The following is a 24168-nucleotide window of genomic DNA, read 5'->3' on the forward strand; positions in this document are numbered from 1 at the left end:
CTCGCCACCGTCGGAGGGTCCGATGGTGTGCCGGATTTGGGCGAGGATCCAGATTAATTCAAAATCATGATTACAGGCTTGGATGGAGCCATTGACGAAGCTCTATGGTCTAGTCCAGTATTTCCAAAGCCGATGCGTGCCTGCCGCGCGTCACGGCCTCCAGTCACGATCCTCAAGTTCCTAGGAGTGCGCCCATGCGAAACGGCTACCCTCGGGGACGCTGGCGCTTCCCACGCACAGTGGCCGGCTGTGCGCTCGCCTCGCTGCTCGGCGCGGTCGGGCTGTTGGGCTCACCGTCCACGGCCAGCGGCGCTGCGGCAACCCCGCCTCTCAATCCACAGCCACGGGAGCTGTCCGTCACCGGGACCCCGCTCAACCTGCCGGTCGCAGTGACAATCGTCCGCGGCGCGGCCGCGGACCAGCCGGCCGTGGACGCCGTGGTGGCCGCTTTCGCCGTGTACGGCACCAGGGTCACCCTCACCGAGACCGATCCCGGCGCCGGAACAACCGTCTACGTCGGAGGAGCGGGGGAGACGCCCGCCAGCGCGGCCGCCCTGAACGCAATCGGGGTCACCACCCCGAGCACCCTGCCGGATCAGGGTTATCTGCTGGCCACCGGGACGGACTCCGGCGGCAGGCAACGGGTCGTGCTCTCCGGCGGCGACAAGGTGGGCACCTTCTACGCCGCCCAGACCCTGAGGCAGCTCCTGACGTCGGATTCCTCTGGCGCGGAGATCGCGCGCGTCACGATCAAGGACTGGCCAGCCTTCTCGTTCCGCGGTGGTATGGACTCGGCCAACCCCCCACCACCCGGGGTGGCCTTGTGGACGAAAGCTGACCGGCTGGAACAGGTGGAGGTCCTCGCCCGGAACAAGATGAACCGCTTCTTCTACGGGCCCGCGGCGGACCCACGTACGGGCGGCAGCGGCAGCAACAACTGGCGGACCCCGTACACGGACGCCGAACTTGGCGACCTTCAGGAAGTCGTCACCAGGGCCAACAACCTGCACGTCGCGTTCGTATACCGGATCTCACCCGAGATGCCACTCGACCAGGCCAACGGCATCTGCCACTCGTCCGCCACGGAGCGCAGGACGCTGCTCTCCCGGCTCGACCAGCTGCGCCAGATCGGAGTCAGGCACTTCGTCATCGCCTGGGACGACGTCTTCCCGACACGGCCGTTCTCCTGCGCCACCGACACCGGCACGTACGGAACCGGGGTCACGGCGTGGGCCCGGGCACAGGCCGACGTCACGAACTTCGTCCAGACACAGTTCATCGGCACCCACGCCGACATGGGCCAGCTGTACACCGTCAGCAGCGAGTACGCCGGGACGGCGGTCAGCAGCTACCGCACCGAGTTCGACACCCGGCTGGGCACCGAAGTGGGCGTGTACTGGACCGGACCCGAGGTGCTGTCTCCGCGTATCACCAAGAAGAATCTCGACGACGCACAGTTGGCGTTCCCCCGGCACCGCCTCGCCATCTGGGACAACTTCCCGGTCAACGACCAGGTCTGGGACCGGCTCCAGATGGGCCCGCTGGCCGGGCGCGAGCCCGCGCTCTCGGCTGCTCCAGGAATCCTGTTCAACGAGATGACCCAGCAGGGCCCCTCTCAGCTGCCCCTGCTCACCGCCGCCGACTTCGCCTGGAATCCGGCGCAGTACCAGCCAGAGAACTCCTGGTCCCGCGCCATCGACACCCTCGGTGGGCCGAAGGCCAGCCAGCTCCGAACCTTCGCCGACATCAACCGCTCGTCCGTCATCGACCACACCGACTCGGTGGCCCTGGCGGACGCCATCAGAAGCTTCCGCGTCGCCCTCCGCACCGGAACCGGGGTGGACGGCGCCGCCGCCGCACTCAAACAGAGGCTCTCTGACCTCAGAACGGCCAGCACGGACCTGCAGACCATGCAAAGCAGCCTGACAACCCAGGCGAAGCCTTGGCTGCAGCAGACGGTACGCCTCGTGGACGCGGCGACCCGCGCCGTGGATCTTCTGACCGCCGAGCGCGCCGGACAGGCCACCGTCGCGAAGAACCTTCGCCAGGAGATCCGTGACCTCCTTCCCGCCATCGCCGCCCACCCCGAGTCGGTGGCGCACGGCGTGCTCCACCCCCTGGTGACCTTCGCGCTGCGCCGGGGCATCGACCGGGTGGACCTGAGCGGGGACGGGCGCTCCGACGTCCTGGCCGTGACGGGAAACGGCGCGCTGAACGCGTACGAGAACCTGCGCACCACGGTGAACTGGCCGGAGCTGGGCGCCACCCAGGCGGTCGGGCAGGGATGGTCTGCCTCGCAACTGCCCATCATCGGTGATCTTGACGGTGACCGGCTCGCGGACCTGCTCACAGTGACCAGCACCGGAGCCCTGACGCAGTTCAGGAACACCGGGTCCTTCACGGGTGGCATGTTCGCCGCAGGCGTCCAGGTCGGCGGTGGCTGGCAGGGGACGTTGGCGGTGCACCTGGCCGACCTCGATGACGACGGGCGCGCCGACCTGCTGGGGGTGTTCCCGGACGGCACGCTCAAGGCATTTCGCAACGCCGGCATGAACAACGGCGCGGTCACCTGGGGTCCGGCTGTCCCGGTCGGCCAGGGGTGGAGCACCGCCGAGCTTCCCTTCGTCGGTGACCTCACGGGTGACGGAAGAGCCGACCTGATGTCCATCAAGCCGGACGGATCGCTGTGGCACTTCCTGAACACCGGCAGCTTCAGCGGAGGTCTGTTCGCCGCCGGTCAACGGGTCGGTGCGGGCTGGACCGGTTACCTGGCCATGCACGTCGTCGACCTCGATGGTGACGGACCTGCGGATGTGCTCGGCGTGCTGGCGGACGGGACGCTTGCCGCCTTCCGCAACCAGGGTGTGACCAACGGGCTGGTCAGCTTCGGGCCCCGAGCTTCGGTGGGCCAGGGTTGGAACGCCAACATGCTGCCCTACCCGACCGATCTGAGCGGGGACGGCCGCGCCGACCTGGTCTCGATCAACGGTGCGGGCCGGCTCATCACGAACGTCAATGCGGGTCGTTTCGCGAGCGGATTGATGTTCCCGACGGCGGCAGCACACGGCCCAGGATGGGGCGGAACCATTTTCCTTCGCTGACGGGCCGCCTCAGTTGGCCATTGGGCGACGATGCCGACGCCCGTGTGGTGGCGCGGCACCAGCTTGCCGAGGTGGCGGGGTACAGCTCGAGCGAGCTGTACCCCGAAGCCGTTCCGTTCCGTCCCACGTTCTCGTCGCTCACCGTCACGGCCACGCTGCCGCCTCGCTACGGCGCGGGTTGAGCCGGGCTGGCACACTCGCCGCATGACAAGACCCACCATCCGGGCCACAGTCGAGTCGGGTGCCGTGTACGACGACCCGGGCGAGGACCTTCTGCTGGATCTCGCCGAGCGGGTCCACTCGGCGGGCGAGGAGTTCCTGGTTGTCCATCGCACTGGCGCCCCCGACGGGCAGACCTACATCCAGTGCGCCGAGACCAGGGACGACGACGGGAGGTGGCGTCTGGTCGTCGAGTACCGCGACGGCGGGCCGGACCGTCACTTCCAGGCGTACGTCGACGAACTGGACGTGCTCCAGTCGGTCGTCACCGGTTGGGCGGCCGGCCGGCCCGACTGGCGCGGCGGCCTCGAATGGGAGCGGCTCACGTTCGATCAATGAGACGCCCTGGATCCCGACACGACCGGACGCCCGGAGCCGAGGCGTTCGAGGCTGCGCACCGATGCACGAAACACGTGTGCAGGCAGGCAGCGAAGCAGCCTCCTCCGGTCTACCTGACTGCCCTGGTCAGCCCCGACGATCGCACCTGGGACGTCGTGCACCCCTGAGCGCACGCGCAGGGCCGGCGGGTGGCCACCTGAGCCGGTCGGCCGCGGTGCAACACAACGCGTGGCGGCTGCGGCAACAGCGCAATCATCGCTATCCTGTCGCAGCAGCCGACCGGCTGACCTCCATCGCCAACAACGAAACCACGTGAAGCAGTGTCTTGGCAGCGGCGGTTGAACTCCCGGGGAGACCCATGGTGAGCGACATGGAACTGCGGCATCTCCGCCGCTGTATCGAACTGGCCGTCGAGGCTCTCGAAGAGGGCGACGAGCCGTTCGGCTCGGTGCTGGTCGACGCCGACGGGACCGTACTCGCCGAGGACCGCAACCGGGTGGCGGGCGGCGACCGGACCCGCCACCCGGAGTTCGAGCTGGCCCGCTGGGCCGCGGCGAACATGTCCCCTGAACAACGAGCGCAGGCGACCGTCTTCACCTCCGGCGAGCACTGCCCCATGTGTGCTGCGGCGCACGGCTGGGTGGGTCTCGGCCGGATCGTGTACGTGGCTTCTTCCGAGCAGTTGGCGGGCTGGCTGGCCGAGATGAACGTGCCGCCACCACCTGTGCGGTCTCTGCCGATCCGGGACATCGCTCCCCACGTCGTGGTGGAAGGGCCCGTGCCTGACCTCGCCGCGCAGGTGCACGACCTTCACCGCCGCTACTACGGCGCACGCTGACGCGCGTCTCCACCCGATGCCGCCGCAGCGCGGCCGGCCGCCCCGGGCCGTCACCCAGACGGCGGCTTCGGTGTGCCGAGGGCCGGCTGCGGTCAACTGCGACGGAACCAGGGGGCGGCGGTGGTGTCGTTCTTGTAGAAGCTGATCAGCGCCTGGGCGACCTTTCTCCGGCCGGAGGTGCTGGGGTGCACGCCGTCGCTCTGGTAGTCAGCGCAGGACCACTCCAGCCCGTCGCTGCGCCCCGGTACGCCGCCCACCACGTCGTCCGCGCCGAGCCCGTCCGCCCACAGATACGGGCCCCAGGCCAGCCATGGAGCCGGGGCGCCGCCGCCGGCGTACGCCAGTCGCGGATCTCCGGCGATCTGGTCCTCGACCAGCCACTTGACGGCAAACGCCTGCTCGTAGGCGCCGGTGCCGCGGGTCGGGGTGGAGTAGTCACCGTAGGTGCGGCTGGACAGGTGGACGATTCGCAGGTTCGGGTACTTGCTCCGGGCGATGGTGACGATGCTGCGGAGGGAGTCTCGTAGCTTCTGCGCCCCGCCGGGGAACGCGCCCAGCCCGTCCCCGGCGAACTGCTGCTTCAGCCAGACCGTCTGCACCTGGGCCGGGGTGACCCCGGCCTGCCTCAGCCGATCGTTGAGGATCTGCCAGGTGCTGCTGTTCGGGTCGGCCCAGTCGGTCGCAGCACGCCCGCCCTGGGCTCCGTCGACCATCACCAACCGGGGGTTGATGGTGGTGTCACCTGCCGCCGCCTGCATGAACGCCTGGAACTCCTGGGTGGTGTTCGACATGCCGATCGAGGCGAGAACGATCCGGCCGTCGGTCGGGTCGGCGGCGCCCGCCGCGTTGCGCGGGACGACCTGGGTGGCCGCCAGGGACCGCCCCGCCGAGTCGTGTGCGGCCGGGCGGACGTTGACGCCACCGAGGTAGAGCCCGCCCTGCGCACCGAGGTACGTACCGGTACGCAGGTCCGGCAACGGCGTGCGACCGGTGTGGGTACGCGTGCAGTCGGATGCCTGTGCGGCGGTGGGTGGACCGGCAACCGCCAGTCCGGCCGCCAGCACCAGGATGCCCAGGGCCGCCGGCGCCGATCGGCCGCGTGGCCGGTCCTGCCACGAGATGAGTCTCATCCGCTCCTCCACGCTCCACAGCGAACGGCGACGGCGCTCCCGGTCTGCACAATATATGGGTATTAATCGATTAGATAGTGGGCGCGGTGGAGCGGACACGGCTCAGCCTGTCAGCCACCTCGCGGGTGGGTGAGAATGACGGCATGCCGAGCCGTCTCACCGTCATCGCCATCGACGCCATCCGACCACGACTGATCGCCGACTTCTGGTGCTCGGTTCTCGGCTGGCAGGTTGTTGACGAGGATGGCGAGGTGATCACCATCGCAGCCGCCGACCGTTCCTGGCCGATGATCGACGTGGTGGCTGTGCCAGAGGGCAAGGTGATCAAGAACCGGCTGCATTTCGACCTGCGTGCCGACGGCGTGTCCACCGCGGAGGAGCTTGACCGGTTGCTCGCCCTCGGTGCGCGACGCGTCGACGTGGGACAGCCCTCCGACGTGAGCTGGGTCGTGCTTGCTGATCCTGAGGGCAACGAGTTCTGCCTGCTGTCACGCCCTGTCCAGGAGCTCTAGGACAGCGGAGAGCCAAAAAACTTCGGACGGCGATGTCGAGAACCCGTGGCTGGCTCCGTCCCCGCGGTGAACGTGACCAGAATGGGTCGCACCGGCACCGAGGAGAAACACCATGGCCAAGTACTTGCTGCTCAAGCACTACCGCGGCGCTCCGGCTGCTGTCAACGACGTGCCCATGGACCAGTGGACGCCGGAGGAGATCTCGGCGCACGTGCAGTACATGCGCGACTTCGCGGCCCGGCTCGAGGGACCGGAGAGTTCGTCGACGGTCAGGCGCTCGCCCCGGAGGGGACGTTCGTCCGGTACGACGGTGAGGGTCGCCCGCCGGTCACCGACGGCCCGTTCGCCGAGACCAAGGACCTCATCGCCGGGTGGATGGTGATCGACGTCGACAGCTACGAGCGCGCCATCGAGCTGGCTGGAGAGCTGTCGGCCGCCCCTGGGGCGGGTGGAAAGCCGATCCACGAGTGGCTCGAGGTGCGCCCGTTCCTGGCCGAGCCGCCCACCATCACGGAGTGATCTGATGGACGAGGCCCTGCTCCGGAGCCTCACGCCGAGCGTCCTCGGGATCCTCGTCCGCCGCGGAGCCGACTTCGCGGCGGCCGAGGACGCCGTGCAGGACGCGCTGGTCGAGGCGGTCCGCGTCTGGCCGGCCGACCCGCCGCAGGATCCGAAGGGCTGGCTGGTCACCGTGGCCTGGCGCCGGTTCCTCGACGCGACCCGGGCGGACGCCGCCCGCCGCCGGCGTGAGGACCTCATCGACGAGGAGTCGGCGCCCGGGCCCGCGCCCGCGCTCGACGACACGCTCCAGCTCTACTTCCTGTGCGCCCACCCGTCACTGACGCCGTCGTCCGCGGTCGCGCTCACGCTGCGCGCCGTCGGTGGGCTGACCACCCGTCAGATCGCCCAGGCATACCTGGTGCCCGAGGCGACCATGGCGCAACGCATCAGCCGGGCCAAGCGCACCGTCTCCGGCGTGCGGTTCAACCAGCCCGGCGACGTCGCCACCGTGCTGCGCGTGCTCTACCTGGTCTTCAACGAGGGCTACTCCGGCGACGTCGACCTCGCCGCCGAGGCCATCCGGCTCACCCGGCAGCTCGCGACCGCGATCGACCACCCCGAGGTGGCGGGGCTGCTCGCCCTCATGCTGCTGCACCACGCCCGGCGCGCCACCCGGACCGCGCCCGACGGCAGTCTGATGCCACTCGCCGAGCAGGACCGCGGCCGATGGGACACCACGTCGATCGCCGAGGGCATCGAGATCCTGCAGGCGGCCCTCGCCCGTGACCGGCTGGGCGAGTTCCAGGCCCAGGCCGCCATCGCGGCACTGCACGCCGACGCGCGCACCGCCGAGGAGACCGACTGGGTGCAGATCGTCGAGTGGTACGACGAACTCGCGCGCCTGACCGACAGCCCGGTCGTCCGGCTCAACCGTGCGGTGGCCGTCGGCGAGGCCGACGGACCGCGCGCCGGGCTGGCGGCGCTCGCGGCGCTGGACGACGCACTACCGCGCCACGCCGCGGTGGCGGCGTACCTCCACGAACGCGACGGCGACCTGGCCACGGCGGCACGGCTGTACGCCAAGGCGGCCCAGAAGGCCCCCAACCTCGCCGAGCGCGACCACCTGACGCGCCAGGCCGCCCGGCTCAACGCCCGTCGGCGTCGCTGACGGGTCGCGCTCGGATCCCCGCCCGCGCCGACGAGGCGGGGCGTGTGCCGCCCGGTCGATGCGCGCGTGCTCATCGTGGTTGCTGCCGACCGCGGCGGGCGTACTTGGCGCGGAACTTCTCCACTCGGCCCTCGGTGTCGAGCAGGCGTCGCCTGCCGGTCCAGAAGGGGTGGCTGGCGGAGGAGATCTGCACGTCGATGACGGGGTATGTCTTGCCGTCGGTCCACTCGATCGTCTGGTCGCTGGTGGCGATGGAGCGGGTGAGGAAGGCGAAGTCGGCGGCGCGGTCGCGGTAGACGACGGGCTTGTAGTCGGGGTGGATGTCGGATCTCATGTGGGTTCTCCGTCGGCGTCGGTGTCGGTCGGGTCGAGGTCGGCGAGCGGGAAGCAGCCGGTGAACGGGTCGTCGTAGCCGCGCCAGGCGTCCTCGCCGTCGGCGAGTTCGGCGTCGGTGAGCAGGCAGCCGGTGAGGGTGCGGTGCAGGCCGGCGGGGTCGAGGTCGAGGCCGATGAAGACGAGGTGCTGGTTCCGGTCGCCGTAGTAGGGGTCCCAGTCGATGGCGGCGGCGAGCCGGCGGTGGTCGGACGCCTCGTCCCAGTACGGGTCGGGGAGGGCGGCCAGCCAGCGGCCGAGGGAGCCGAGGCCGAGGCCGCCTCCGGCGAAGTCCCAGGCGATGACCGCGTCCGGTTGGCTGGCCAGCCACAGGTGCCCTCGGGAGCGGATCACTTGGGCGTTGACCTCCTCGAGGGCGTCGTGCAGCCGTCGGGGGTGGAAGGGGCGGCGGGCGCGGAAGACCGCGGACACCACTCCGCAGTCGGGGTGTGGATCGTGCAGGCCGAGGTGGTAACCCTCCAATCCACGGGTCAGGACGCCGGGGGTCTCGGTGCGGTGCCGGTGGGTGCCGCGCAGCTGGCGGGTCAGCGCGGCGGCGTCGATCTGGTCGCCGTCGACACGTACCTGCGTCGCCCACGGCGCCATGCGCTCCAGCAGCACCGACAGCCGGCTGGTCTCGTACGCACCCTCCCGTGACTGCCCCCACAGGACGAGGGTGTCGACGTATTCGATCTGGCGGACGATGACGTCGGCGAGCCCACGGTCGTCGTTGTCGGCGGCGTGGATGCCGAGGGTCTTGAGTTCGTCGGTGCTGGCCAGCCCGTCGAGCAGGTGCTCCGCGTCGACGACGGTGACGTACGAGTCGACGTGCAGCAGGTCGGTGATCGGCGCGCCGTCGACCAGGCAGTGCGCGCAGACGGCGGCGACGGCTTCCGGCTCGACCACCTCCGGCAGCATCAGCACCAGATCCCGGTGCGGGTGGGCGCGCGCCAGCCGGGCGAGGGTCGGCAGTACGTCCTCGCGCAGGGTGCAGGAGACGCAGCCGTGGGCGAGTGCGACGCGCTCGTCCTCGAGTATTCCCTCGCTGTCGCGCACGATCCGGTGGACGGTGCCGGCGCCGAGGCCGGCGAGGTCGTGCCGGACCAGCAGCAACGCCGGGTCCGCCGCGAGCAGGCTGCGGGCAACGGCGTACGTGGCGGACGGCCAGAAGCCACTGAGCACGGTCAACGACGGTCGGGCGTCGGACGCCGGCACTCCGGTGTCGGCCGGTGCGAGCGGGGACGTTGACATCGCAGTCCTCTCGGCTTAGTTGAAAACGATTGTCATTATAAGCATGTGGTCGACGGCGAGTGGCGGGTGAGGTCTTCTCGCGCGAAAGCGCCGGGTTGGCCCGGCGGTGCCGGTGGCGTGGTCGTGGTGCCGGTGCCGCTGCCCCCGGCGTCCGGTCGAGGTTGTTCGGGCCCCGGGTGGAGGCCGCCCGATCGGCCACGGTAAGAATGAAAACGATTATCGTTACGGCGCTTCGTTCCTGAAGGAGTATCTGTGTCCCGTCGCTGTGATGTCACCGGCGCGAAGCCGAGCTTCGGCAACGCCGTGTCCCACTCCCACCGGCGCACCCGCCGCCGATGGAACCCCAACCTGCAGAACCACCGCTACTGGCTGCCCTCGGAGCGACGCTGGGTCCGTCTGACGCTGACCGCCAAGGCGCTGAAGACGGTGGACCGCAAGGGCATCGAGAAGGTCGTCGCGGAGCTGCGCACCCGGGGCGTGACGCTCTGATGGCTCGGCAGACCGACGTCCGTCCGATTGTCCGGCTGCGCAGCACCGCCGGCACCGGCTACACGTACGTCACCCGCAAGAACCGCCGCAACGACCCCGACCGGCTGGTGCTGCGCAAGTACGACCCGGTCGTCCGCCGGCACGTCGATTTCCGGGAGGCGCGCTGACATGGCCCGCAAGAGCCTCGCCAACCGACAGGCCCGCCGCGCCGACCTCGTCACTCGCCACGCGCCGCACCGCGCCGAGCTGAAACGGACCATCGCCTCGCCGGACACCGACCCGGCGGTGCGGGACGACGCCGTCCGCCAACTGGCGCGACTGCCCCGCGACTCCAGCCCGGTGCGGCTGCGCAACCGGGACGTCATTGACGGCCGACCGCGAGGTGTGCTGACCCGCTTCGGGTTGTCGCGCGTGCGGTTCCGGGAGATGGCGCTGCGGGGCGAGCTGCCGGGGATCCGCAAGGCGTCCTGGTGACGACGCCACCCACCGCGCTGGCATCCGTATCGACGAGGTCGGCGTACCCGACGGACGCGGGTGCGCGAAGAGGAACGACCAGCCTGTAGGGCCGCGAGACACGGACGGATTTCATCGACTGGGGCGGACTGCCGCCGGCGGGGTGCCCACGCCGGCGGCAGCCTCGGGCGCCGGCAGGGTGGTGCTGCCCGGCAGCTGGTCGATACCGGACCGTACGGTCAGGACAAGGCGATGCGTACCTCGATCCGGCCGTCGGTGCGGCACCCGCAGCGTGTGCACCCGTCGCCGGACGTCGCGCAGACAGGTCCGGGACGTGCCGGTAACGGTGGCCGGTCGTACGCTGTCCCTTGACCGGACCGGTCTCCTGCACGCAACGTTCCTTGGACATCGAGGCTGCTTTCGCCCGCGCCGTCCGGCCCGCGCCGGAATACCTCGGTTGCCTGGTCCGACCGGCCGCGCCGCTGGGACGATCCGTAGGTGAGGGCGGAACCGCGCGAGTGCGTACCGGAGCGGCCGGTGGGGCGGCGCCGGGTGGACTGGCGGCAGTGGGCGCCGCTGACCCTGCTCACCCTGGCCGTGCTGGTCGGCGCCGGGTCATGGCTCGCCGGGCTGCCGGAGGCGGCCCGACTGGTCTGGGTAGCGGTGACCCTCGTGGCACTGCTGCCGGCCACCTGGTCGACGCTGCGGCAGCTGTGGCGCCGGCAGTTCGGGGTGGACGTGATCGCCGTCCTGGCGCTGGTCGGCACGCTGCTGGTCCGCGAGTACCTGGCCGGCGCGGTGATCGCCGTGATGGTCGCCACCGGGCAGGCGCTGGAGGACTACGCGCAGCGTCGGGCCAGCCGTGACCTGCGCGCGCTGCTGGAACGCGCGCCCCGGCAGGCGCGGCGACGTACCCCGGACGGCGGGATCGAGGTGGTGCCCCTGGACCAGGTGGCGGTGGGAGACCGGCTCGTTGTCGGCCCCGGCGACGTGGTGCCGGTGGACGGGACCGTCGAGGAGGCCGCGACCCTGGACGAGTCGGTGGTGACCGGCGAGTCGCAGCTGGTCACCCGGGGCGCGGGAGAGCAGGTGGCCAGCGGTGTGGTCAACGCCGGCGCCGGGTTCGGGCTGCGGGCCGGCAAGAGCGCGGCGGAGAGCACGTACGCGGGCATCGTCCGGCTCGCGGAGGAGGCCACCGCGCACAAGGCCCCGATGGTTCGACTCGCCGACCGGTACGCCGCCGCGTTCGTGCCGTTCACCCTGCTGCTGGCGGGGCTCGCCTGGCTGCTCTCCGGCCAGTTCCTGCGGGCGGTGGCGGTGCTGGTGGTGGCCACCCCCTGCCCACTGTTGCTGGCCACCCCCATCGCGATCGTCTCCGGGCTGTCCCGGGTGGCCCGGCGCGGCGTACTGGTCCGCGACGGCGGGTCGCTGGAGCTGCTGGGCCGGGCCCGCACCCTGCTGATGGACAAGACCGGCACGCTCACCACCGGCCGCCCACGTGCCGCCGAGACGCTGGTCGCCCCCGGTGGCGACCGGGACGAGGTGCTGCGGCTTGCCGCCTCCGTCGAGCAGCTCTCCCCGCACGTGCTTGCCGCCGCCCTGGTCCGGCAGGCCCGCGAGCAGGGGCTGCCGCTGGCCGAGCCGAACGACGTCACCGAGGAACCGGGGCGCGGGGTTACCGGCCGGGTGGACGGCCGCCTGGTCCGAGTCGGCCAGCTCACCGGCGAACCACCCGAGTGGGCGCGTCGGGTACACGAGCGCGCCGAAACGGCCGGCCGTTCCACTGTGTGGGTCAGCGACGACCGCATCCCGCTCGGCGCGATCCTGCTGGAGGACCCGGTACGTCCCGACGCCCGGCGTACCGTGCGGCGGCTTCGGGAGGCCGGCCTCCGCCGGCTGATCATGGTCACCGGCGACCGGTCGGGGACCGCTCGGCACGTGGCGCAGGCCGTCGGCGTGGACGACGTGATCGCGCAGTGCTCGCCGCAGGAGAAAGTGGCCCGGGTCCGGGAGGAGTCCGGCCGGACGATCACGGTGATGGTCGGCGACGGCGTCAACGACGCCCCGGCCCTGGCTGCGGCGCACGTGGGCGTGGCAATGGGCGCCACCGGGGCGACGGCGTCCGCCGACGTCGCCGACGCGGTGCTCACCGTGGACCGGCTGGACCGGCTCGCCGACGCCGTCGACATCGCCCGGTACGCGCGCCGCATCGCGGTGCAGAGCGCCACCGTCGGAATGGGCCTGGCCGTCGTCGCCATGATCGCCGCTGCGGCCGGCGGGCTGCCCCCGGTCGTCGGCGCGTTCCTCCAGGAGGGCATCGACGTGCTGGTGATCCTCAACGCGCTGCGCGCCCTCGGGGGCGGCCTGCGCCGCCGCGACGTCCCGCCGGAAACCCGGAAACTGCTCGACCGGTACGCCGGCGAGCACGGCGGGGTGCGGGACGTGCTGACCCGGCTGCGCGACACCGCCGACCTGGTGGCGACCCGTCCCGACGCGCTGGAATGTGTGCCGGCGCTGCGCGACGTGCACCGCCGCCTGGTCGACGAGGTGCTGCCGCACGAGGCGGCCGAGGAACGCCACCTCTACCCGGCGCTGGCGGGCCCGCTCGGCAGCGCCGACGCGACCTCGACGATGAGCCGCGCACACGTGGAGATCCACCGGCTCATGAACCGGATCGGCGGCCACCTGACCCAGCACCCGGACGGCCGGCTGCGCCGCGAGGAGGTGCCCGACCTGCTGGCCGCCCTGTACGGCCTGGACGCCGTGCTCCGGCTGCACCTGGCGCAGGAAGAGGAGGACTTCTTCTCCCTCAACCCGACCTACGCACCAGAACGTTAGGGGTGGAGTGGATTCCGGCGGGGCATCCTTGGCGATCACACGGTGCCGCGGGAACCGCGGCCGACGCACCGACCGGACCACTGCCAGTGGTGGTGGCAGCGCCGTCGCCGGCCCCGGCGACCACGTCGTACGGGCCGTCCGGGGAGCAGTTGACCCGCCGTCCCCGCCGATGCCGACCCCGGTCGGGCTGGAGATCGCCGAATCGGAGCGGCTCGCGCTCGGCACGGTGAAGTGGGTGAACGCCCCGCAGGCCGGTCAGCGGCGGGTGATCCAGGGCCGCTGCCGGTCGACCGGCGCGGCTGCTGCGGTGACGCGGATCGCGTAGACCGTGCCGGACCCGGATGGTTGGCGGCCGAGCCAGGTGTGGCCGGTCAGGTGGCACCAGGCGGGTAGGTCGACGGCTGCGACGGGGTCGGTGGCGACGACGTGCACGATGGTGCCCGGCGGGACGCCGTCGATCTCCTCCCGCAGGCGGAGCAGGAGGGTGACGCAGAGAAGGCCGCTGCCGTCGACGGTGCGGACGGCAGGGTCGGTGGGCGGGCTCATCGGCTCCTCGTGGTGGCGGCGACGGCGGGCAGGATGGCGAGGGACACGAGGCCGCCGACGAGCGCCAGGGCCGGACAGCCGGCGGCGGAGACGACCAGGCCGGAGGCAAGGCCGCCGGTGGCGCCGGCGACAGCGATGGACAGGTCCATCATGCCCTGGGTCCTGGCCCCCGTCGGCCGGGGGCACCGCGTCGGTGACCATCTGCGGCGCCGGCGACGAGGCCGACGTTCCCGCCCAGTCCGAGTAGGGCGATGGCGATGGCGAGCAGGCCTTCCAGGGCGGCCAGGCCGTCAAGACCGTAACCGGTGCGCCGCCCCGAGCGCGACGAGACGCGAAGCAGGCGCCGGGCGCTGAGGATCCGCTGATCCTCAGCGCCCGGCCCGAGAACTGCTCGGCGGTCCGGGACGCCTACTCGCAGCCCAGGGCCTCCTTGTACCCGGCGGGCGGGCCTCCGGCGGCCACCTTGTCGGCGGTCTCCCAGAACACCTCCGGCCAGTCACCCTCGTCGTTCATCTGGTGTAGCACCTTCCACTTGTGGCTGCTGCGCAGCGCGTCCGCGGCCCGCTGGAGGGCGGCGTCGTCGCCGGCCTCTTTCGCCCGCAGCCATTCGGCGATCCATCCGCAGCCGATCCGGCTGGTCAGCTTGGCACCGAACTGGTATGCGTCGTTGGTGCCGAGGCCGTTCAGCGCGGCGATGTCGAAGCCCGGCGGGAGCGGCACGTCGGCGAGCACCTTGGCCGCCTGCTCGTTCACCCGCTCCGGTGTGACGATCTCGGCCGGAAGCGCGGCCAGCCAGGTGCGGGCGTCGACGCGGACCACGTCGGCGACAACGCGATCGAACTCGCTCCGCGTCCAGGCGCCCCCGGTACGCAGTTCGACGAAGGAACCGTCTCGGGGACGGAGCATGACGGCGAAGTCGCTCGCGCTGTACCGGAACAGGTCGGCCGGCCAGCCGTCGACCTGCACCGGTTCCGGCTTGCTGACCTGGAGCCGATCCTTGTGGTAGTCGTCGTACTGGGCGGCCGGGTACCAGTTCATCTCCAGGTGCTGTCCGCCGTTGCTGAACGCGATGGTGCCCTCCTTCTCGGCGAACCCGTAGACGGTGGTCGCCTTCCAGCCGGGTTGGTCGATCAGCAGCCGCGGGTTCTCCTCGGCCGCCTTGAGCACCATCGCCGAGTACGCGGCCGGGCCCGTCGCTTCGGAGGTGACCGCCGGGGTCGCCGGGCGCCCTTCCGGCTGATCGACCTTCATGATCGAGACGGCCAGGACACCGGCGAGAAGGGTGGCGGCGACGCTTGCGCCGGCGAGCCCGCTCATCATGCCGCGGCGTGCCCGGGGGCGCTTGCCGGGCGGCTCGGCGACGGGTCCGAGGGTCGGCACGGACATGATCTCCTCCAGGAGGTTCTGCGCGGCCCCGTCGAGGTGCCTGATGACATCGGGCCGGTACGGGTCGGCGTCTCGGACCATCCGGCCGAGGTGCTCGTCGGTCATCTGCCCTCCTCCGAGGTGCGTGCTGCCATGACGTCGAGTACATGTCCGGGCGGGCCGAGGTCGTCACCGACGAGATCTCGCAGTCGGGCCCGGGCACGGGACAGCCGGGTACGGACCGCAGCCGGGCTCACGTGAAGGACCGCAGCGGCCTCGCGTGGCTCCAGGCCCTCCCAGAAGGTCAGCATCAACACCTCGCGGTCCAACTCACCCAGCCGGGCCAGCGCGGCCTCGACCGTGAGCCGCTCGGGCACCTCGCTGCCCGGGTCGACGGCGACGGCGACCCTGAGTCGTTGCCGCAACCGTTCACCGAGCCGTTCCCGGCGTACTCCGCCGCGATGGTGGTTGGCCAGCACCCGTCGGGCCACGCCGTACAGCCACAGCCGAACCTCCGCCTCCGGCGGCATGTCACGGCTGCGCCGCCAGGCGACGAGGAACGTCTCGGCGACCACGTCCGCCGCGTCTTCGGGCTGCTCGACGCGCCGCATGGCGTACGCCAGCAGCGGCTCGAAGTTCGCCGCGTAGACGCGTCGGAAGCGGTCCTCGTGCTCAGTCCCCGAACCCACGTCTAGTCCATGTCCGGGCGAGCGCCCATCGTGACAGACCCGACCAGGGCATCGCGGCGCTCGCCGGGCCGACCTCGGTCCGGGTCCCGCCGAGGTGGCACGGGGCTGGCACGTACGAGGCGGTCAGGCGTGCAGCGCCGCGGTCAGCAGGTCGTGCGTGGCCTCGTCGAAGGCGACGAGGCGTACCCGCCCGACCTCGGTGGGCGTGGCCTGGATCGTGGTCACGGCGATCGCCGCCGCCCGGTCGGGCGGGAACCCGTAGACGCCGGTGGCGATGGCCGGGAACGCGACGCTGCGCGCGCCGATGACGTCGGCGACCTCGAGACATCGCCGGTAGCACGACGCCAGGACGTCGGTCTCCCCGTGGCCGCCGCCCGCCCACACCGGGCCGACCGTGTGGATGACGTGTCGTACCGGTGGGTCCAGGTCGAACGCCGGAGTGGCCACCGCGTCGCCCGGCTCGCACGGCGCCAGCGCGGCGCCCGCCTGGGCGAGCCGTGGCCCGGCCGCGCGGTGGATCGCCCCGTCGACGCCGCCGCCACCGAGCAGCGACTCGTTCGCCGCGGTGACGATCGCGTCGACGTCCTCGTCGGTGATGTCACCCAGTACGACCTCGATCGAAGGCATGCCCCGATCCTGCCACCACGTGGGGGCGGGGCCGGTCGAGTCGCGGACCACCAGGAGGTGGCCGGTCGACCGGCGGCGGGGACGGGTCGACCGGGGCTTGAGCGCGAGCGACAGCGCCATCCGCCCCATGTCGGTCATCGGCCAGCCGGATGGTGGTGAGGCTGGGGGCGAGGTCGGCGGCGACGGAGACGTCGTCGAAGCCGACGACCGACATCCGCTCGGGCACGGGGATGCGGTGCGCCCGCAGCGTCGACAGCACACCGATGGCCATCGCGTCGTTGAGCGCGATGATCGCGGCGGCCCGGGGGTGGTCGCGCAGGATCCGTTCGGCGGCGACCCGGCCGCCGTCGCGGGTGAAGTCGGAATGCACGACGGGAAGGTCGTCGAGGGAGAGCCCGCGCTCCCGCAGGGCGGTCGCCACGCCGGCGAGCCGGTCGGCGACGGTGGTGAGCCCGGCCGTGCCGGCTGCGACGGCGATGTGGCGGTGCCCGACGAGGCCGTCGCCGGCTACCTCACGCATGTTGCCTGAGCGGACGCGCGCGCGGCCCGCCCGATTTCCACGCGCCCGCCTCGTGCGCCTGGTGGTCAGGTGTTGAGGCCGGCTCACTGTGCGATCGGTGCCTTCGGCTCTATTCTTGCGCGGTGCCGTACGCCGACCTCGGTTTCGAGCAGTGGAACGACCTGTCTGACGGCGCTGCCCGCCGGATGGCCCAGGACATCGCCGACCGACACGACCTGACCGTGGCGGGCCTGAAGAACACGGCGTACGCGGGGCGGTCGCACCGGATGGCGCTGTTCGACCGCGACGGGATGCGATTCGCTCTCGTACCCGGCGGCCGGCCCACTCTCGGCTACGACGCGGCCCGATTCCAGCCCGCTCCGGAGCAGGCTGCCAGCTACGCCGACAGCGCCGGCGAGTACGGTCTTCCACCCCTGGCCGAGTACGTCGACGCGATGACCTCGCCGGTACGCAGCGCCGAGATGCCGGCGATGCTGATCGCGGTGGACGCGTTCGACCCCTGCGAGACTCCGCTGGCGCCGGACGACCCTCGGGTACTCGAACTCGTCGCGTCGACCGGAAATCGGCGCGGCGGGGTGAAGATATTCCGATCTGGTGGTGGGCTGACGGTCGAGTTCGACCAGACCGGGCAGGTAGCGCGGGCCCGAGCGACCCGGGAGGTCTCCCACGACGAGGCTATGGCCGGGCTCGCGAGCATCGGCTTGCGGACGACCACGGCGGACGAGTGGGAGTGGGCCTGTGGGGCCGGTGCGACAACCCTTTTCCGCTGGGGCGATGACTGCCCCAACGACGGCTACCCGTTCGACCACAAGACTGGCGCGCACCGCGAGGCGAACCTGTGGGGGTTGGCGATCGGGCAAGATCCCTACAAGCATGAGGCGACCACCGAGCGAACCATCGTGTGCGGAGGCGACGGCGGCGGCGCCACGTGTGGCGGCAGCGGCTTTTTCCTGGGCTGGCTCACCCTCGCGACTGCCTACCGCGACAAGGATTTCGGCCAGTGGCTCGCCTCCGACGGCCGGTACTCCCACGAGATCCTGACCCGGCCCGTCATCAGCCTGAGCTGAGCAGCGTCAACGGCGGGTGAACTTCTCGACGCCGCCGGTGCCCATGACCTCGCAGCCCGCAGTCCATCACGTGCGCCTGGTCCGCACGCGTTCAGCCGATGGCCTTGGCGTCGCTTTCCAGCACGTCGACCAGCCGCTGCTTGACCGTGTGGCGGTGGGTGATCTGCTGCCGGGGGCCGTCTGGTCGGACCTGTATGCCGCAATCGACGAAGACGTAGAGCGCCCGCAGTGTGCGCAGCGCGTTGGAGACGTACGTGGGTGTGGTCGAGGCGGACACGGCACGGAAGTCGGCGGTGATCGGGTCGAGCCAGCTCGTTGACGCTGCGGCGGTGAGCTCCGGGCGGGTCAGAGTCAGGGCGACGGCGCGGGCGAGGCGGTCGTCCTCACGCTCGGCCCAGAGGTGGTCGGTGCGGGCGAGCAGCCGGGCGCCCGCCAGGTCGAGCATGGCGGCGGGATCGACGTCACGGTGGCGGCCGAAGGTGCCGAGCAGGTCGGCGCCATGCGCCACCGCGTGCAGCCAGCCAAGCCGCGGGTGGTATCCCCGCAGGTCCGTCTCTGCCGGATACCAGCGACTGAAGGCTTCGAGCCAGCGCGGACGGAAGTCTCCCCGACTGACGATCATGTCCAGGACCAGGGGCGCGAAGGTGCGGGCCTCGGTGCGCGGGGCGGTGAACCGGTCGGCCATCTCGTCGCCGAGTCGCTCACGGCGGTCACCGGCGATGACGTCGCGTTCGATCCAGGTGCGCAGTACGACGTACGGATGGCCGTCGCGAATGCTCGGGTCCGGATCGCGTAGGCACTGCGCCAGTTCCGCGGTCAGTTCGTCCAGCTCGCGCCCTGATGGAAGGCGGCAGTCGTCCTCGAAAATCTTGATCCAGTCGGTCACGCGCGGCAAGCTACCGTGCGCTGATCGAGTCTCGCCAGCCGATAACGGCGCCGGCTGATCGACACGGTCGGGACCGTCGCCGCCCAGGCCGCGCACGCCCGCAGGTAAGGCTCGAACTACGCGTCGTCGAACTTCTCCACGTCGAGTTCAAGTCGTACCCAACCAACCGTGGACAGGGCCTTACCCACGCTGCCGTTTCCGGAGACGCCGGGCGGCCAGCGGCAGTTGCGGACTTCCTCGCCCACACCGGCCTCGCCCCCCGGAGCCTCACTCGACCCAACCATTCAAGATCTGTAGCGGTGTCCCTCGGTGTCGTTGCGGAGCTGGACGATGGCCATGATGTGCAGGACCCGGTTGATGCGCCGGTTGCCGGCCGGGACAGCCGGTGACGGGTTCGGTCGCCGGAGAAGGCGCCCAGCGGCGCGGTCCGCCGCCGGAGTTGACTGTCTGTCTACCCGCGCGGCACTGGCTCGGGTACCCGATCCGCGCGCTCGCCGGGATACCTGCAGCGCACCCTTCACGCCGGCATCCCCGGGGGCGTCGCAGTCCTCGAGAGCGTCCCTCACCCGGCCGTAGGAGCTCCTGTGGCGCCGAACCACTTGGCCAGCGCGACATCGAGCGTCTGCTGATCCTCGCCGACCCACGCGACGTGCCCGTCCGGCCGGAGCAGCACCGCCGGTACGTCCAACTCTTCGCTGATGTCGGTGACGTGGTCGACCCGGTCGGCCCAGCCGTCCACCGAAAGCCGCCCCGTCCGGTCGAGCAGCAGCCCGCTGCCGGTGCGCATCAGCTCGAACAGGCGCCCATGCCTCAGCTGGACGTCACGCAGCCGCCGCCCGAGCAGGGCATGACCCTCACCGAAGTCGTACCGGACGCTGATCGCCGTGATCTTCTCGATCAGGAACCGGTTGACGTCGTCGAAGTCCATCAGCTGCGTCAACAACCGCCGAACCGCCTGCGGTCCGGGCTCGTTGGTCGTCAGGTGCATCTGTGCGCGGGTGTTGTTCAGCACGTCGGCGGCCACCGGATGCCGCTCGGACTCGTAACTGTCCAGCAGGTCGTCCGGCGCCCAGCCGTTGATGGCCGCCGCCAGCTTCCAACCCAGGTTGAACGAGTCCTGGATCCCGAGATTGAGCCCCTGCCCACCCATCGGCGGGTGGACGTGCGCGGCGTCCCCGGCCAGAAACACCCGTCCGACCCGGTAGCGCTCGGCCTGGCGGGTCGCGTCGCCGAAGCGCGACAGCCAGCGGGGGGAGTGGACGCCGAAGTCGGTGCCGGCGTATCTGCGCAGCTGTTGCTTGAACTCCTCGAGCGTCGGCGGCACCGAGCGGTCTTCGACCACGCCTTCCGCCGGCACGACCGCCCGGAACACCCCCGGCTTGCCCGACGGCCCGATCCCGAACCGCTTCTCGGTCCTGCGCACCTCGGTCATCACCGCGGTGATGTCTTCCGGGGAAGCCCTCACCTCCATCTCGCCCAGCAGCGTGTCGATTTTCGACGGCTCGCCAGGGAACCCGACCCCGAGCAGTTTCCGAACCGTGCTGCGCCCACCGTCGCAGCCGACGACAAACCGCGCCCGCAACGGCGTTGCGGTTTCACTTCCAAGGTGGACGGTTACGCCGTCGTTGTCCTGCTCCAGCCCGACCACTGCACAGCCGCGCCGGATCTCGGCTCCGACTTCGGCCGCGTGCTCGGCGAGCAGCCGGTCGGTGAGCGTCTGCGGAATGCCGAGCATGTATCCGTGCGCGGTGTCCAGCCCGGTGGGAGCGGGCTTTTCGATGCCCGCGAAGAATCCCCGGACGTCGCCGGGACGGATCGGATACTGCTTGCCGTTCTCGAGGAACCGCTCCAACAGCCCCCGCTGATCCATCACCTCGATACTGCGCACGTGCAGCCCGAGCGACCGCACGAACGGCGGCGGCTCGGCCTCCTTCTCCAGCACGAGCACGTTGACGCCCCGCAGACGCAATTCGCTCGCCAACATCATGCCGGTCGGGCCGCCGCCGGCGATGATCACATCGAACATGCATTCCCCCATGGTGTGCCGATTCTTGCGCTCGGCCGACGATTGTGCGCCACGACCGGGGTCTTGCCGCAAGCCCGGGGGTGCGGTATATGTTAATAGTGGCAAGGAGCTTTCCTCCTTGCCTTTCTAGTTTTCACGCCAGCGCTCAGCCGAGCCCACAGCGCGACGGCTGGCTCGCCGAGCACGACGGCAGACGAGCACCTTTTCGAACATCACACGGTCGTGCTCCGGCGAGCGCATCCGGCTCAGCTCCCAGGCCCTGGCAAAGTCGTTAGGTGATGCCGAGCAGGGCGAGTGGTCGGTGGGGTTGCGGGCGTGGTGTCGGCGGCGATGTTGGTGGTGCCGGCCAGGCGGGGGCGCCGATCGCGGCGTCGCGAAGGGTGGCCATGACCTGCGGGCCGGTACCGGCACGGACCTGGCAGCGATCTTCGTCGTAGGCGACGTCGCGGACCCAGTGGGTCGGCGGGGCGCCGTGTGTCGGGGTGGCGTAGCAGCCAGGCGGTGATCCGACGGACTTTCAGAATCCAGTTTCACGCGTCGACGACATTCGGCGCACATGGGTCTCAGGGACGTAGGAGAATCATGCCAGGTGTGAAGGCCTGCAGCTGCTCACGTGTCGGGCCGCCCGAATCAATTTTGGGAGAACGTTATGCCTGACTCCACGGACAACAGCCCTTTCAGGGACGTCGAAGGCCACCAAGACCCACTGGTCGAACGGCTGCGCCCGGACCCCTCGCGACCGCCGGAAGTCGGTCTCACCGTGAGCGGGCTACTGGGAGACAGTGACCGCCCCGGCCACCGGCGTCTCTACCTCACGAAAGGGCTCGACTACTTCATCGAGTTCTCCGTCAGTGACGTCCTCGACAGTTCGCGGATTCCATCTGAGAAGGCGCCGTTCCTCGGCACTGAGGCAACCCGGATCACGTTGAAGAAGGGTGCCCACATCGCCTACACGCGCACGGCATCGGTCCGGCCGCCGGATGAGTTCGACCTGGACCTTCGGCGAAGGCGACCAACATCTGCCGGCGGCCCCGTGCGCCGCGGCCCCCAGCGGGCCCGGCGCCGGCCGGAGTTCCGTGCCGCCCTGTATGACGAGAACACGAACCCGATCGACGAGTACACCCAACCGATGACGGACCCGGAGGGGAATTGTCGGCCAATTCCGTGGACCGAAGCGTTCTGGACGTGCACGTGTGGGGACTGGGGATGCACCAACACGTGCGACATCTGGCCCTCCTGTGAGTCGACCTGCACGGGCTGCCTTCCGGATGAGGATTGGGACAAAACGATCAGCTGCATTGAGACCGCCTGCACTCCTCGCTGTTGAGCGCGTCGGCTTCTGGTTGACGATCACCACCGGGATGCCCCCTCGCAGCGCGTGCACCCCTCACCGACCTCAAAACCCAAGGGAGTCCAGGTGCCTGAGTCCGCAACGCCTGACATTGTGCTTTCGCCGGTCTGGACCGGCGCCCTCGACGCGACCCGGCAGAGCGCGGCGCTTTTCGCGGCACGGGATGTCGCTATCCGTGTCACTGATCGCGAACGCATCGCTCGGTCGCTTCCATTGGCACGCCGCCAGACGCTCTATCCCGGGTCGGTTCAGTGGAACCCATGCGGACTCGCTGGAGGGCATGCGGGGATCTCTGTGATGTGCTCCTATTTCGATCAGTGCTTTCCGGGGGAGGGGTGGGACGCGGTCGGCCACGGTTTCCTCGCCGAAGGGGTAACCGCTCTGGAGAACGGTGGCCCGGAGCACGCCGGGCTGTTCGCCGGACTTGGCGGCTTCGCCTTCGCACTGGAATCGCTGAGCCGGAACGGCGACCGCTACCAGCGGGCGCTCGCGGCCGCCGACGAACTGCTGGCCCCGCAGGCGTCGGAGCTCGCCGCGCGACTGAACGCCATCGGCACCGGCCTGCCGGTGAGTGCCTTCGATCTCGTCTCCGGGGTGAGTGGTGTGGGGGCCTACCTCTTGAGGCGCGACTCGCTCGGTGTGCTGCCGGACGTTCTCACCGCTCTGGTACGCCTTGCCGAATCCCCCCGAGGCATACCCCGCTGGGCCACCCCGCCGGAACTGCTGCTCTCCGAGTCGACGCGCCGTGCCTATCCCTCGGGACAGCTCAACTGCGGGCTCGCACACGGCATACCCGGCCCCCTGGCGCTGCTGTCCCTCGCCCTGCTGGGCGGTTACGAGGTCCCCGGTCAGCGCGAGGCGGTGCGCTCCCTCGCCCAATGGTTGCTCTCGCAGCGGGTCGACGACGTATGGGGAGGCGGCTGGCCCGACGCCGTGCCGTTGACGCCGGCGGGCCGGCCAACCTCTAGTGGAGCGTCCGGCCCGACGCGGGGTGCCTGGTGTTACGGCACTCCAGGGGTCGCGCGTTCCCTGTGGCTGGCAGGCTGCGCCTTGGACGACGGCGGGCTGCGCAGCGCGGCGGTCGAGGGAATGACCAGCATCCTGCGACGCCCTGCCGAATTGCGCTACGTCCCCTCACCCACTTTCTGCCATGGTGTGGCCGGGCTACTCCAGATCGTCCTGCGCTTCGCGCGAGACACCCCGTCGGACACTCTCGCGGACGCGTCGACTGAGCTCGTCGATCAGCTTCTGGCGGCGTACGATCCCGAGCGGCCGTTCGGCTACGCCTCCTTGGAGACGGCGGACGTCGCCGTGGACCGGGCCGGCCTGCTGGACGGTGCCGCGGGTGTCGCCATGACCCTGCTGGCCGCAGCTACCGGGATCGAGCCGGTCTGGGACCGGAGCTTTTTGCTCTCATGACCGGAACCCACCGCGTGCAGCGGGCACGCCAGGGCCACCGACCCGTGCTGTACGAGCCGCTCGGATGGGCCGTTCTACGGGCCCCTCTCCTCCCAGCGGGCTCCCGCAACCTCACTCTCCCGGCCCGGTCCGGCTCGTCGCTGCTCCCCCCTGATCCGCTGCTGCCCCTTGCGATACGGGTGGCCAGTCCGGATCTGGCCGCCGCACTGGAGCGGACCGGTCTCCAGGACAGGCGGGCTCCCCGCCTGGCCCGCAAGCTCAGGCGCTACCTCATCAGGATGACCACCAGGCCGACGCCTTTCGGCCTGTTCGCAGGAGTCGGCCTGGTGCGGTGGGCCCAGACCACGAACATCGCGATTGTCCCGGCGGAACGTGTCAAGGGATTGAGGCCAACGGGAGTTAAGCGGCTTGTCGTTGCGGTTCGGGCTTGTTGATCCAGACCTGCTCGGGCAGGTCGAGGA

At 70.7% G+C, this 24168-nt stretch carries 26 protein-coding genes and 1 pseudogene; 15 read left to right on the forward strand and 12 right to left on the reverse strand.

Annotated elements, in window-relative coordinates:
* The first annotated feature begins 194 nt into the window (after nt 1-194).
* From ACZ6O2_RS27095 to ACZ6O2_RS27110, 4 genes are all read left to right on the forward strand, one after another.
* Nucleotides 195-3101, forward strand: a complete 2907-nt coding sequence (locus ACZ6O2_RS27095) for a beta-N-acetylglucosaminidase domain-containing protein (RefSeq protein WP_466024815.1) — start codon at nt 195-197, stop codon at nt 3099-3101.
* Nucleotides 3102-3121: 20 nt separating this feature from the next.
* Nucleotides 3122-3283: a hypothetical protein gene (locus tag ACZ6O2_RS27100; protein ID WP_466024816.1), complete on the forward strand. Its 162-nt coding sequence runs from the start codon at nt 3122-3124 to the stop codon at nt 3281-3283.
* A 22-nt stretch (nt 3284-3305) separates the two neighbouring features.
* Nucleotides 3306-3659 carry a hypothetical protein gene (locus ACZ6O2_RS27105; protein ID WP_350710601.1) on the forward strand — a complete coding sequence of 118 codons (354 nt, stop codon included), beginning with the start codon at nt 3306-3308 and terminating at the stop codon, nt 3657-3659.
* A gap of 370 nt (nt 3660-4029) precedes the next feature.
* Nucleotides 4030-4497, forward strand: coding sequence for a nucleoside deaminase (locus tag ACZ6O2_RS27110; RefSeq protein ID WP_350710603.1), 468 nt, complete (start codon nt 4030-4032; stop codon nt 4495-4497).
* 92 nt (nt 4498-4589) lie between these two features.
* Here the strand turns inward: ACZ6O2_RS27110 and ACZ6O2_RS27115 are convergent, their stop codons facing one another.
* Complete coding sequence (locus tag ACZ6O2_RS27115) at nt 4590-5627, reverse strand: hypothetical protein (protein ID WP_466024817.1); 1038 nt, start codon at nt 5625-5627, stop codon at nt 4590-4592.
* Nucleotides 5628-5704: 77 nt separating this feature from the next.
* Here ACZ6O2_RS27115 and ACZ6O2_RS27120 point away from each other — a divergent pair, with 77 nt between their 5' ends.
* The 3 genes and pseudogenes from ACZ6O2_RS27120 to ACZ6O2_RS27130 all read left to right on the forward strand — a co-directional run bounded on the left by ACZ6O2_RS27120 (nt 5705) and on the right by ACZ6O2_RS27130 (nt 7808).
* Nucleotides 5705-6139, forward strand: coding sequence for a VOC family protein (locus ACZ6O2_RS27120; protein ID WP_466024818.1), 435 nt, complete (start codon nt 5705-5707; stop codon nt 6137-6139).
* Between the two features lie 112 nt (nt 6140-6251).
* Nucleotides 6252-6658, forward strand: a pseudogene (locus tag ACZ6O2_RS27125) (YciI family protein).
* Nucleotides 6659-6662: 4 nt separating this feature from the next.
* Nucleotides 6663-7808, forward strand: coding sequence for an RNA polymerase sigma factor (locus ACZ6O2_RS27130; protein WP_466024819.1), 1146 nt, complete (start codon nt 6663-6665; stop codon nt 7806-7808).
* A 70-nt stretch (nt 7809-7878) separates the two neighbouring features.
* Here ACZ6O2_RS27130 and ACZ6O2_RS27135 read toward each other — a convergent pair whose 3' ends face one another.
* Entirely contained in the window at nt 7879-8142 is a 264-nt protein-coding gene (locus ACZ6O2_RS27135) for a type B 50S ribosomal protein L31 (protein WP_466024820.1), read from the reverse strand.
* A complete protein-coding gene (locus ACZ6O2_RS27140) occupies nt 8139-9431 on the reverse strand; it encodes a CobW family GTP-binding protein (RefSeq protein ID WP_466024821.1) in 1293 nt (430 codons plus the stop codon). Before ACZ6O2_RS27140 ends, ACZ6O2_RS27135 begins: the two co-directional genes overlap by 4 nt.
* Nucleotides 9432-9683: 252 nt before the next feature.
* Here ACZ6O2_RS27140 and rpmB point away from each other — a divergent pair, with 252 nt between their 5' ends.
* From rpmB to ACZ6O2_RS27160, 4 genes are all read left to right on the forward strand, one after another.
* A complete protein-coding gene (gene rpmB / locus ACZ6O2_RS27145) occupies nt 9684-9920 on the forward strand; it encodes a 50S ribosomal protein L28 (protein ID WP_350710612.1) in 237 nt (78 codons plus the stop codon).
* Nucleotides 9920-10087, forward strand: a complete 168-nt coding sequence (rpmG, locus tag ACZ6O2_RS27150; RefSeq protein ID WP_350710614.1) for a 50S ribosomal protein L33 — start codon at nt 9920-9922, stop codon at nt 10085-10087. The genes rpmB and rpmG overlap by 1 nt, the downstream gene beginning before the upstream one ends.
* Nucleotide 10088: 1 nt before the next feature.
* The gene (gene rpsN / locus ACZ6O2_RS27155; protein ID WP_350710615.1) at nt 10089-10394 is read left to right on the forward strand and encodes a 30S ribosomal protein S14; all 306 of its coding nucleotides are present in this window, start codon (nt 10089-10091) and stop codon (nt 10392-10394) included.
* 477 nt (nt 10395-10871) lie between these two features.
* Entirely contained in the window at nt 10872-13211 is a 2340-nt protein-coding gene (locus ACZ6O2_RS27160; RefSeq protein ID WP_466024822.1) for a heavy metal translocating P-type ATPase, read from the forward strand.
* A 255-nt stretch (nt 13212-13466) separates the two neighbouring features.
* On the opposite strand, the gene ACZ6O2_RS27165 is transcribed toward ACZ6O2_RS27160, so the two are convergent.
* The 6 genes from ACZ6O2_RS27165 to ACZ6O2_RS27190 form a co-directional block, all read right to left on the reverse strand.
* A complete protein-coding gene (locus ACZ6O2_RS27165; protein WP_350710619.1) occupies nt 13467-13757 on the reverse strand; it encodes a sulfurtransferase TusA family protein in 291 nt (96 codons plus the stop codon).
* Nucleotides 13754-13909, reverse strand: a complete 156-nt coding sequence (locus tag ACZ6O2_RS27170) for a hypothetical protein (protein ID WP_466024823.1) — start codon at nt 13907-13909, stop codon at nt 13754-13756. Before ACZ6O2_RS27170 ends, ACZ6O2_RS27165 begins: the two co-directional genes overlap by 4 nt.
* 256 nt (nt 13910-14165) lie before the next feature.
* Nucleotides 14166-15248: a hypothetical protein gene (locus ACZ6O2_RS27175; protein WP_466024824.1), complete on the reverse strand. Its 1083-nt coding sequence runs from the start codon at nt 15246-15248 to the stop codon at nt 14166-14168.
* Nucleotides 15245-15811, reverse strand: a complete 567-nt coding sequence (locus tag ACZ6O2_RS27180; RefSeq protein ID WP_466024825.1) for an RNA polymerase sigma factor — start codon at nt 15809-15811, stop codon at nt 15245-15247. The genes ACZ6O2_RS27175 and ACZ6O2_RS27180 overlap by 4 nt, the downstream gene beginning before the upstream one ends.
* Before the next feature lie 123 nt (nt 15812-15934).
* A complete protein-coding gene (locus tag ACZ6O2_RS27185; RefSeq protein ID WP_466024826.1) occupies nt 15935-16438 on the reverse strand; it encodes an O-acetyl-ADP-ribose deacetylase in 504 nt (167 codons plus the stop codon).
* Nucleotides 16410-16958: a substrate-binding domain-containing protein gene (locus ACZ6O2_RS27190; protein ID WP_466024827.1), complete on the reverse strand. Its 549-nt coding sequence runs from the start codon at nt 16956-16958 to the stop codon at nt 16410-16412. The genes ACZ6O2_RS27185 and ACZ6O2_RS27190 overlap by 29 nt, the downstream gene beginning before the upstream one ends.
* Nucleotides 16959-17080: 122 nt before the next feature.
* On the opposite strand from ACZ6O2_RS27190, the gene ACZ6O2_RS27195 reads away from it, so the two are divergent.
* Nucleotides 17081-18025 (forward strand): hypothetical protein, encoded by a 945-nt coding sequence (locus tag ACZ6O2_RS27195; RefSeq protein WP_466024828.1) that lies wholly within the window; start codon nt 17081-17083, stop codon nt 18023-18025.
* A gap of 91 nt (nt 18026-18116) precedes the next feature.
* On the opposite strand, the gene ACZ6O2_RS27200 is transcribed toward ACZ6O2_RS27195, so the two are convergent.
* The 3 genes from ACZ6O2_RS27200 to rox form a co-directional block, all read right to left on the reverse strand.
* The gene (locus ACZ6O2_RS27200; protein WP_466024829.1) at nt 18117-19007 is read right to left on the reverse strand and encodes a DUF2785 domain-containing protein; all 891 of its coding nucleotides are present in this window, start codon (nt 19005-19007) and stop codon (nt 18117-18119) included.
* A 20-nt stretch (nt 19008-19027) separates the two neighbouring features.
* Entirely contained in the window at nt 19028-19195 is a 168-nt protein-coding gene (locus ACZ6O2_RS27205) for a hypothetical protein (protein ID WP_466024830.1), read from the reverse strand.
* A gap of 278 nt (nt 19196-19473) precedes the next feature.
* Nucleotides 19474-20937 carry a rifampin monooxygenase gene (gene rox, locus ACZ6O2_RS27210; RefSeq protein WP_466024831.1) on the reverse strand — a complete coding sequence of 488 codons (1464 nt, stop codon included), beginning with the start codon at nt 20935-20937 and terminating at the stop codon, nt 19474-19476.
* A 649-nt stretch (nt 20938-21586) separates the two neighbouring features.
* Here rox and ACZ6O2_RS27215 point away from each other — a divergent pair.
* The 3 genes from ACZ6O2_RS27215 to ACZ6O2_RS27225 all read left to right on the forward strand — a co-directional run bounded on the left by ACZ6O2_RS27215 (nt 21587) and on the right by ACZ6O2_RS27225 (nt 24141).
* The gene (locus ACZ6O2_RS27215; protein ID WP_466024832.1) at nt 21587-22264 is read left to right on the forward strand and encodes a hypothetical protein; all 678 of its coding nucleotides are present in this window, start codon (nt 21587-21589) and stop codon (nt 22262-22264) included.
* Between the two features lie 90 nt (nt 22265-22354).
* Nucleotides 22355-23707 carry a lanthionine synthetase C family protein gene (locus tag ACZ6O2_RS27220; protein ID WP_466024833.1) on the forward strand — a complete coding sequence of 451 codons (1353 nt, stop codon included), beginning with the start codon at nt 22355-22357 and terminating at the stop codon, nt 23705-23707.
* Nucleotides 23704-24141, forward strand: coding sequence for a lantibiotic dehydratase (locus ACZ6O2_RS27225; RefSeq protein WP_466024834.1), 438 nt, complete (start codon nt 23704-23706; stop codon nt 24139-24141). Before ACZ6O2_RS27220 ends, ACZ6O2_RS27225 begins: the two co-directional genes overlap by 4 nt.
* The last annotated feature ends 27 nt before the right edge of the window (nt 24142-24168 follow it).

The sequence above is a fragment of the Micromonospora sp. NPDC048040 genome (genome assembly GCF_055587185.1).